Source organism: Dietzia sp. CW19, from assembly GCF_014145265.1.
Taxonomy (GTDB): domain Bacteria; phylum Actinomycetota; class Actinomycetes; order Mycobacteriales; family Mycobacteriaceae; genus Dietzia; species Dietzia natronolimnaea.
The window spans coordinates 1-9,233 of the sequence record NZ_JAALEE010000214.1 but is presented as its reverse complement, the minus strand read 5'-3'; the positions used below and the strand labels follow the sequence as shown (position 1 = coordinate 9,233).

Genomic DNA, 9,233 nt, shown 5'->3' with positions numbered 1-9,233 from the left:
CGTGGCCGATCGGCAGTCGCCCCAGCGCGCGGGACGCGCCCTGTTCGAGGCGGTGGAGCGCGCCGTCGCGGACGTGCCCGAGGCCCGTCGCCCCGCACTCGTCGCGTTCGGGGAGAGCCTCGGCTCCTTCGGGGGGCAGACCGCCTTCGGTGGTGCCCGGGACATGGTGGCCCGGACCGACGGCGCGCTGTGGGTGGGCACGCCCAACTTCTCACCGCAGTGGTCCTACCTCACCGCCCACCGCGATGCGGGCTCACCGGAGCGACTACCGGTGATCGACGGCGGTGAGCACGTGCGCTTCGCCGCCGGCGGGCCGGATCTGGATCTCGACGGCGCGCCCTGGTCCTCTCCGCGGATCGTCTACTGGCAGCACGCCTCCGATCCCATCACCTGGTGGTCGCCCGACCTCCTGCTGCAGCGCCCGGACTGGCTGCGGGAGCCGCTGGGCCCCGATCTCGGCCCGGGGGTGCGGTGGACCCCGTTCGTGACGTTCTGGCAGGTCACCCTGGACATGGTGTTCTCCGCGGAGGTCCCTGCCGGCCACGGTCACACCTTCGGGCCGGACGCCGCGCAGATGTGGGCCCGGATCCTGGACCCCCCGGGCTGGGCCGACGCCGACACCGACCGGGTCCACGACGCGATCGCCGGGGGACGCTACTGACGGGGGTGCTGTCGACCGGTGGGGGTGCTGCTGACCGGTGGGGGTGCTGCTGACCGGCCCCGCCGACGCGGCTGCTACTCCTGGTCCGCGAACTGGGTCTCGTACAGCTCGGTGTACCGCCCGCCCGCGGCCAGCAGCTCGGGGTGGGTGCCCGACTCCACCACGCTGCCGCCCTCGAGCACGAGGATGCGGTCGGCGGCGCGCACGGTGGACAGTCGATGGGCGATCACCAGGGACGTCCGGTGGGACATCGCCTCGGTGAGGGCCTCCTGGACCGCGGACTCGTTGGTGGAGTCCAGTGCGCTGGTGGCCTCGTCCAGCACCACCACGGACGGCTCCGCGATGAGCAGCCTCGCGATGGTCAGGCGCTGCCTCTCACCGCCGGAGAGGCGGTACCCGCGGTCGCCGATGACGGTGTCCAGCCCGTCGGGCAGCGACCGGACCAGCTCCTCCAGCCGCGCCCGGCGCAGGGCGTCCCACACCAGCTCGTCGGTCACCTCCGGACGGGCGAAGGTCAGATTGGACCGGATCGTGTCGTGGAAGAGGTGGCCGTCCTGGGTGACCATGCCCACCGTCCGGCGCAACGACGACGAGGTGACCTCACGCACGTCGAGGCCGGCCACCCGCACCGCCCCCGAGTCCACGTCGTAGAGCCGCGGGAGCAACGACGCGATGGTCGACTTGCCCGCGCCCGACGATCCGACCAGTGCGATCATCTGCCCCGGCTCGGCGTGGAAACTGACCCCGTGCAGGACTTCCTGCCCGCCGCGGGTGTCGAGTACGGCGACCTCCTCCAGCGAGGCCAGGGAGACCTTGTCGGCCGAGGGGTAGGAGAACCGGACGTCGTCGAACTCGATGGCGGCGGGGCCCTCGGGCACGTCGACGGCGTCGGGGGCGTCCTTGAGCAGCGGGTCCAGGTCCAGGACCTCGAAGACCCGCTCGAAGCTCACGATGGCGGTCACCACGTCCATCGGTGCGTTGGCCAGCGAGGTCAGCGGGCCGTACAGGCGGGTCAGCAGGAGGGCGAGGGCGACGACGGACCCCGCGTCCATCCCACCGGTGAGGGCGAACCAGCCGCCGACGCCGTAGACCAGCGCGAGGGCCAGGGTGGAGACCAGCGTCAGCGAGTTCATGAACACGCTCATGAGCAGCGCGGTGCGGACCCCGATGCCCCGCACCCGACCCGCGCGGGAGGCGAACTCCGCGGACTCGGCGTCGGGGCGGCCGAACAACTTGACGAGGGTCGCGCCGCCGGCGTTGAAGCGCTCTGTCATCTGGTCGTTCATCGACGCGTTGAGGTCGGAGGCCTCGCGACGGAGCCTGGCCAGGCGCCTGCCCACGTAGCGGGCGGGGAAGAGGAACACCGGTAGCAGCAGCACCGACATGAGGGTCAGCTGCCAGTTGATCCCGGCCATCACCACCAGGGTGAGGATGAGCTGGACGAGGTTGGACACGACCCCGGAGAGGGTGTCCGAGAAGGCCCGCTGGGCGCCCAGGACGTCGTTGTTGAGCCGACTCACCAGCGCACCGGTGCGGGTACGCATGAAGAACGCGACCGGCATGGTCTGGACGTGGTCGAACACCGAACGGCGCAGGTCGAGGATCAGACCCTCGCCGATTCGCGCCGACCAGAACCTGGTCACGACGTTGTTGACCGCCTCGACGATGCCGATCACCGCGATGGCGGCGGCGAGGAGGAACACCACCCGTACCGCGGCGCCGTCCACGATCGCGGTGACCACCCGGCCGGCGAGCAGCGGGGTCACCACGGCGAGGGAGGCCCCGAACACGGACAGGATCAGGAACAGGACGATCAACCGGGTGTGCGGTCGCGCGAACTGACCGATCCGGTGGAAGTTCTCGCGGGTGAAGACGCTGCGGTCGAGCGTGATGTTGTTGTTCTCGGCCCGCATCAAGGTGCGCATGGCGGCCTGCTGCATCGTCACGTCCGCCACTCCTCCCGCGTCGGAGTGGATCCGACGACCTGTCGGTACAACTGCGCGGACCGCCCCCTTATTCCGCACCGGCCGGTGGAACGGATGGCCTCGTCGTCGTCCTCCCTGGACAAAATCAGACCCCATGTCTAGACATGGCCCGGGAATTTGTCTAATCTTGTCTCCAGACAGTGGCGTAGGCCACATCACCAGTGATCTTTGGAGGTCGTTGACGATGTCCAGCACCGAGTACATCCGCCCCCGGGGCGCAGACGAGCGTCCCGACCGGGACCCCACGACGGACCCCGCCGCCCGGGACACCGCCGCGGTGGGTGACGCCACCGACGCCGCGGTCGAGCCGTACGCGTGGACCGACGCCAAGCGGTACCTGTGGCTGCTCGGCCTGATCCCGGCGATGGGGCTGTTCCTCTCGATGCCGTTCGTCATCGGGTTCAACGGGCTGGGTCTGGGCTGGGCCGCCACCGCCGCGTGGTTCCTGCTCCCCGTCCTGGTCTACGTCGCCATCCCCCTCGGCGACCTGGCGGTCGGAGCCGACGGCCAGAACCCGCCGGACGAGGTGATGGACCGGCTCGAGGCGGACCCCTTCTACCGCTGGTGCACCTACCTGTACATCCCCTTCCAGTACGCGTCCCTCATCGTCGCCTGCTACCTGTGGACCGCCCAGGACCTGTCGTGGCTCGGCTACGACGGCGGGCTCGGGATCGCCGCCTCGATCGGTGTGGCCTGGACGGTGGCCATCACGGGCGGGATCGGGATCAACACCGCGCACGAACTCGGCCACAAGATCGCCGGGAGCGAGAAGTGGCTGTCCAAGGTCGCCCTGGCCACCACCGGGTACGGACACTTCTTCATCGAGCACAACCGTGGGCACCACGCCCGCGTCGCCACTCCCGAGGACCCGGCCAGCTCGCGCTTCGGCGAGTCGTTCTGGGCGTTCCTGCCGCGCAGCGTCGTGGGATCCGCACGGTCGGCCTGGCACCTCGAGTCCGAGCGGCTCGGTCGCCTGGGCAAGAGCCCGTGGACGATCCGCAACGACAACCTCAACGCGTGGCTCATGACCGTCGTGCTCTTCGGCGGACTGATCGCCGTGTTCGGCTGGGAGGTCGCGCCCTGGCTCCTCGTCCAGGCGGTCTTCGGCTTCTCGCTGCTGGAGGTGGTCAACTACCTGGAGCACTACGGCCTCAAGCGGCAGAAGACCTCCGCCGGCCGCTACCAGCGCTGCCGCCCGGAGCACTCGTGGAACTCCGATCACCTGGTGACCAACATCTTCCTGTACCACCTGCAGCGCCATTCGGATCACCACGCCAACCCGATGCGCCGCTACCAGGTCCTGCGCAGCTTCGAGCAGGCCCCGCAGCTGCCGTCCGGGTACGCCACGATGATGGTCCTGGCCTACGTGCCGCCGCTGTGGCGCAAGGTCATGGACAAGCGGGTGCTGGCCCACTACGACGGTGACATCACCCGGGCCAACATCCAGCCGTCCAAGCGCGAGAAGATCCTCGCCCGCCACGGGGTCGATGCGGCCGCCGCCGGCTCCACCGCGGTGGCGGAGAAGGTGGTCGCGGACACCGACATCGCCGCCGACCAGACGTCGCCGACCGGCGAGTACGTGTGCCCGAACTGCGGGCACCACTACTCCGAGGCGGCCGGCGAGCCGCGTGAGGGATTCCCGCCCGGGACCCCGTGGTCGGCGATCCCCACCACCTGGCGGTGCTCGGACTGCGGCGTCCGCGACAAGGTCGACTTCCTGCCCGTGAAGTAGCCCTCCACCACCCGCGGACGCCAGATCAGGAACAATGGACCTCATGCCGCGCCGCCCCTCCACCAGTGACCGACGCTCCTCCGGGGATTCCCAGGGGGAGCGTTGGTCGCCTCGCCTCACCGTCTTCGACGCGATGCACGAACTGTTGGAGTCCCGTGACTGGTCGGCCGTGACCATGTCCGACGTGGCCAAGGCCGCAGGACTGAGCCGCCAGACGCTCTACAGCACGTTCGGCAACCGTCAGGGCCTGGCCCAGGCGTACGCGCTCCAGCTGTCGGAGACCTTCGCCGGCGAGATCCGGGACTCCATCATCAGGCATCCCGGGCAGATCGAGCTGGCCCTGAGTGAGGGGATCAACGGCTTCCTGCGGTCCAGCAGTCGTGACCCGCTCATCCGGGCGCTCGTGACGGGGGACATCAAGCCGGACCTGCTGCGGCTGATCACCACCGAGGCGGGGCCGCTCATCGAGCGCGCCACCGAGGTGCTCGTGCCGGCCTTGTCCGAGAGCTGGATGCGGATCGAGGCGAGCCAGGCCCGGCTGGCGGCCTCGATCATCGCCCGGATCGGCATCAGCTTCATCTCGCTCCCGCCCGAGGACCCGGACCAGTTGGCCTCGGGCCTGACCGAGGTGATCGCCCCCTACCTGCAGAAGGTCGTGCAGGTCGACCTCCAACACTGAGTCGGCGGCGCCCCGGGGTCGACAAACCGGGGCCAGGTGTCGGGTCCGGTCAGGCACCGTCCCCCACGGTCGACCGCTGGTCCGGGCGACCCGGCACCGCGACGCTCGCCTCGAGGAAGAGCCCGCGGGCCTCGACGCACAGCCGGTCGCCCGCGTGGATGGTCGCCTTGGTCCAGGTCTTGCGGCCGTCCACCTCGTCCACCCACGAGCGGAACGTCAGCGGCCGCAGCAGCGGCGTGGGTGACCGGTAGTCGATCTCGTAGTGGGCCGTCATGCCGTAGCGGCCTCCCCAGTGGTTCGCGAAGCCCATCATGTGGTCGATGATCAGCGCGCTGATCCCTCCGTGGACGCACCCGGGAGGGCCCTGGTAGGCCAGTCCGAGCGTGACCTCCGCCGTCACCGACCCGTCGTCACACCCGGAGAACCGCACCGGCGGGGCGATCGGGTTCTCCGGACCGCCGACGGGGTTGGCCCGGCGGGACCCGGCGCCGGTCCACATGGCCTCCAGCCGACGGGCCGGCTCCGGCACGCGGGGCTCGAGGAGGTCCGCGACCTCGGCCAACCGGTCCGCGATGTCCCCCAGCTCGACCTCCGAGTGGGCGAGCCCGGCGATCGCCTCACGCAGCCTGCGCAGCTCCGCCACCGAACGATCGAGATCGGGATCCGGCGTGGGCAGGTCGGGGACCGCGATCGGATCGAAGGTGCCCCCCAGTCGCTCCCGCATGCTGCTCAACTGGAAGTCGTCCACGCCCTCGATCCTCGGGAGCGGACCTCGGCCGATTTCAGGACTGTCGCTGTCGTTGGTCATACTCTGGAGACTATGTCGACACCCGTCAAAAAGAAGCAGATCGATCCGTCCACGTACGGCCCCTGGGCTCTGGTCGTGGGCGGCAGCGAGGGAGTGGGTGCCGAGATCGCCCTCCGCCTGGCCGACGCCGGCGTCTCGTCCGTGCTGGTCGCCCGCCGGAGCGGACCCCTCGAGGAGACCGCCGAGGCCGTCCGCGCCCGGGGCGTGGAGTGCCGCGTGCTCTCCGTCGACCTCACCGGGCCCGGTGCCGCCGACGGGATCGCCGCCGCCTGCGAGGGACTGGACGTGGGGCTGGTGGTCCTCAACGCCGGGGCCAACACCTACGGCGCGGAGTTCGCCGAGTCGGACATGGAGCGGGTCCAACAGGTCATCGACCTCAACATCACCTCGCCGCTGGCGGTCATCCGGCACTTCGCCCCCGCGCTCAAGGCCCGCGGCCGGGGCGGCATCGTGGTCATGGGGTCGATGGCCGGGTACCTCGGACACGCGGACATGAGCATCTACTCGGCGGCCAAGGCGTTCAGCCGGGTCTTCGTGGAGGGGCTGTGGCTGGAGATGCGCGAGCACGGGGTCGACGTGGTCGAGGTGATCCTCGGCGTGACCCGGACCCCGGCCATGATCCGCGCCGGTCTGGACATGGATCTCCCGGGCATGACCGTGAGCGAGCCCGCCGACGTCGCCGACGAGGTGCTCGCGTCGATCGGCGAGGGCCCGGTCCACGTCTGCGGCGGGGAGGGCAATCTCAAGGGCGTCGAGTTCAGCTCCGGAGTCGAGCGCGGCCGGATCGTGGCCGGGGCGCACAAGCGGATGAAGGCCCTACGCGGCGAGGGCTGAGCGGCTCCACCGACGCGTCGCGTCCCCGCCCCCCGGGACCGGACGCCGGCCCGCTCAGCCTGGTCAGCCCTCGATGGGACGGTCCCGCTGCGCGTCCGAGATCCCCCTGGGTTCGATGAACAACGCCTCGGCGCGCGCGCACAGCGTCTCGCCGGTGTACACGGTGGCGCTGGCCCAGATCTTGCGGCCCTCCACGCGGTCCTGTCGCGCCTCGAACCGCAACGGGGCGTACAGCGGGGTCGGCGAGATGTAGCTGACCCTCAGGTCCGCGGTCAGGCCGACGCTCTTGGCGGCGGCGTTGGCCAGGCCCAGCATCTCGTCGAAGACCAGCGCGACGATCCCCCCGTGCACGCACCCGGGAGGGCCCTGGTACTCGATGCCCAGTCGCAGATCCGCCCGCACGGTCGCGTCGGGCAGAACTACCGGCTCGAGCGGCGGGGAGACCGGGTTACGGCTGCCGATCGCGGGGTTGGAGGCGAGATGCTCCGGAACGCCCCAGGTCGCGTAGTCGGAGGGGCGCACCATGGTGCCGACGGCCTCGAGATGGTCGGCGAGCTCCCGGACGGTCCTGACGGCGTCGTGGACGTCGTCGAAGCGCGACCCCGCCACGAGTCCCCGCACCCGGCGCAGTTCTCGGGCCAGGTCGGTGGACCCGGAGGCGTCGTCGTCCTGGCGCAGGAACGGGGCCCCCTCCTCGCCGGCCGAGGCGGGATCGGTCGTACCGAAGGGGCGGTCGTCGGTGGCGGAGGTATCGGTGGTCACGAAAACCGAATCTACTCCGCATTCACCCGGTCACCGCCGGTCACCCTCCCGCGAGGCGGCGCCGGTTCTCCAGGAGCAGGCCGCCGGGTTCGACGAACATGCCCTCGGCGGTCGCGCACAGTCGATCGCCCGCGTGGATGGCGCCCTGCGCCCAGATCTTGCGCCCCTCCACTCTGACCTGCCGACCGGTCACCACGATCGGCTCGAGGACGGGGGTGGGGCTGCGGTAGTCGACGTCCAGGTAGACGGTCATCCCGGTGGTACCGGCGTGGAAGTTCGCCCGGCCCAGCACCACGTCGAACAGCAGCGAGACCACTCCGCCGTGCACGCACGCGGGCGGGCCCTGGTACTCCAGACCCAGCGTCACCTCGCCGCGGAGGGTCCCGTCGGCCAGGATGTCGAACCCGATCGGCGGGGCGAGGGCGTTGGAGCGGCCCACCACCGGGCAGTTGGTGACGTAGTCACCCGACGACCACGTGACCGCCTGCCTGCGCTCCGTGCTCGCCGAGGCGGCCTCCAGCCGGTCGGCCACCTCGCGCAGCCGGTCGGTCAGCGGGGCCAGGTCGGTGTCGAACAACCCCCCGGTGGTCAGCGCGCGGATACGACGCACCTGCTCCACCAGCGCGTGGAGGCCGGCCTCGTCGTCGTCGACCTCGTCGATCCGTTCCCCGCCCCCGCGTGACGGGTGCAGCGGACCCGTCTCCACCACGGGTCGTGCCCGCCGCGGGACGGCCACCGGACCGGTGGCCCCGCCACCCGGGTGATCGGTCACTACCCGGTCCCCTGCGCCGCCCCGCGACCGGCGCGGCGGCCGAAGAACGAGCCGTCGCCCAGGGACGTGCCGGAGATGTAGCCCTCGCCGTGCAGGCCGTGGGTGCAACGGCCGGCGGCGAACAGGCCGGGGATCGCCTCACCCGCGCGGTCCAGCACCCTCGACTGCAGGTCCGTGTGCAGCCCGCCCAGGGTGAATCCCTGTGGTTTGAGGGGGAGTCCGTTGAACGAGTCCGGGCCGCCCGCCCCGGTGGGGTAGGCGCCGAACGGGGGCTCGAGCGGGCGGACCCAGCGTGAGCTCTTCCCGAACTGGGGATCCTGGCCGTCGCGCGCACCGGCGTTGTAGCGGCGGAGGGTGTCGGCCAGAGCCTCCGCCGGCAGCCCGCAGTCCGCGGCGAGTTCCTCGATGGTCTCCGCGGCGTGCATGGGCTGCATCCCCCACAGTTCGCTCTCCGGGACGTCCTCGATGCCCTTCTCGTCGATGATCACCCACACCGGCGGCCGGCGGTGGTGCACGGCCGCGTGGCAGTACAGGCCCGGGTAGACCTCCTCGTTGATGAAGCGCTGGCCGTCGCCGTCGACGAGCATCGCCCCCACCGCCAGCCGCGGGATGATGAGCATCGCGGTCTCGGTCTGGTGCATGCGGCGCACGGCGGCGCCGACGTCCATGCCCATCTCGATCCCGGAGCCGTCGTCGCGGCCGTCGGAGACCTTGTCCTTGCCCACCTGCTGCGGAGCCCACTGCTCGAGCATGCGGTCGTTGTCGACGAACCCGCCGGTCGCCAGGACCACCCCGCGCGTGGCGCGGTACTCGCGCTCCTCGCCGAACTCGGTCGCCCGCACGCCCACCACCCGGCCGTCGGCGACGATCAGCGATCGCGCCCTGACATCGCAGTGCAGCGTCACGCCGGCCTTCCGCGCGGTGGCCACCAGGGCGTCCATCAGCACGTTGCCGGCGAAGTTCGGGGCGGGCGGGCGATGTCCTCGCGCCGCGGGCCGCA

General features: G+C 71.1%; 9 protein-coding genes. 4 read left to right on the top strand and 5 right to left on the bottom strand.

The genetic code is table 11. From position 1 onward, the window contains the following. Positions 1-661, top strand: a 661-nt coding sequence (locus G6021_RS07155) for an alpha/beta-hydrolase family protein (RefSeq protein WP_182640947.1), incomplete at its 5' end; no start/stop codon positions are given. A gap of 74 nt (positions 662-735) precedes the next feature. On the opposite strand, the gene G6021_RS07150 is transcribed toward G6021_RS07155, so the two are convergent. Continuing rightward, the gene (locus G6021_RS07150; protein WP_182609954.1) at positions 736-2,601 is read right to left on the bottom strand and encodes an ABC transporter ATP-binding protein; all 1,866 of its coding nucleotides are present in this window, start codon (positions 2,599-2,601) and stop codon (positions 736-738) included. Between the two features lie 229 nt (positions 2,602-2,830). Here G6021_RS07150 and G6021_RS07145 point away from each other — a divergent pair, with 229 nt between their 5' ends. After that, positions 2,831-4,378 (top strand): fatty acid desaturase, encoded by a 1,548-nt coding sequence (locus G6021_RS07145; protein WP_187700526.1) that lies wholly within the window; start codon positions 2,831-2,833, stop codon positions 4,376-4,378. Positions 4,379-4,421: 43 nt separating this feature from the next. Then, complete coding sequence (locus tag G6021_RS07140) at positions 4,422-5,057, top strand: TetR family transcriptional regulator (RefSeq protein WP_241730643.1); 636 nt, start codon at positions 4,422-4,424, stop codon at positions 5,055-5,057. A gap of 49 nt (positions 5,058-5,106) precedes the next feature. On the opposite strand, the gene G6021_RS07135 is transcribed toward G6021_RS07140, so the two are convergent. Beyond that, complete coding sequence (locus G6021_RS07135) at positions 5,107-5,865, bottom strand: PaaI family thioesterase (RefSeq protein ID WP_182640946.1); 759 nt, start codon at positions 5,863-5,865, stop codon at positions 5,107-5,109. 12 nt (positions 5,866-5,877) lie between these two features. Between G6021_RS07135 and G6021_RS07130 the strand changes: the two genes are divergently transcribed. Continuing rightward, positions 5,878-6,699, top strand: coding sequence for an SDR family NAD(P)-dependent oxidoreductase (locus G6021_RS07130; RefSeq protein ID WP_187700525.1), 822 nt, complete (start codon positions 5,878-5,880; stop codon positions 6,697-6,699). A gap of 63 nt (positions 6,700-6,762) precedes the next feature. On the opposite strand, the gene G6021_RS17745 is transcribed toward G6021_RS07130, so the two are convergent. From G6021_RS17745 to G6021_RS07115, 3 genes are all read right to left on the bottom strand, one after another. Next, a complete protein-coding gene (locus G6021_RS17745; RefSeq protein WP_182617359.1) occupies positions 6,763-7,461 on the bottom strand; it encodes a PaaI family thioesterase in 699 nt (232 codons plus the stop codon). A 40-nt stretch (positions 7,462-7,501) separates the two neighbouring features. Further along, a complete protein-coding gene (locus G6021_RS07120) occupies positions 7,502-8,233 on the bottom strand; it encodes a PaaI family thioesterase (RefSeq protein WP_347238927.1) in 732 nt (243 codons plus the stop codon). Beyond that, on the bottom strand, positions 8,233-9,233 hold a 1,001-nt coding region (locus tag G6021_RS07115; protein ID WP_182640945.1), incomplete at its 5' end, for an FAD-dependent oxidoreductase. The genes G6021_RS07120 and G6021_RS07115, both read right to left, overlap by 1 nt.

Coding starts and splice junctions, on each gene's coding strand:
- G6021_RS07140 (WP_241730643.1), top strand. CDS start 4,422: ATGCCGCGCCGCCCCTCCACCAGTGACCGACGCTCCTCCGGGGATTCC.
- G6021_RS07150 (WP_182609954.1), bottom strand. CDS start 2,601: ATGCAGCAGGCCGCCATGCGCACCTTGATGCGGGCCGAGAACAACAAC.
- G6021_RS07145 (WP_187700526.1), top strand. CDS start 2,831: ATGTCCAGCACCGAGTACATCCGCCCCCGGGGCGCAGACGAGCGTCCC.
- G6021_RS07135 (WP_182640946.1), bottom strand. CDS start 5,865: ATGACCAACGACAGCGACAGTCCTGAAATCGGCCGAGGTCCGCTCCCG.
- G6021_RS07130 (WP_187700525.1), top strand. CDS start 5,878: ATGTCGACACCCGTCAAAAAGAAGCAGATCGATCCGTCCACGTACGGC.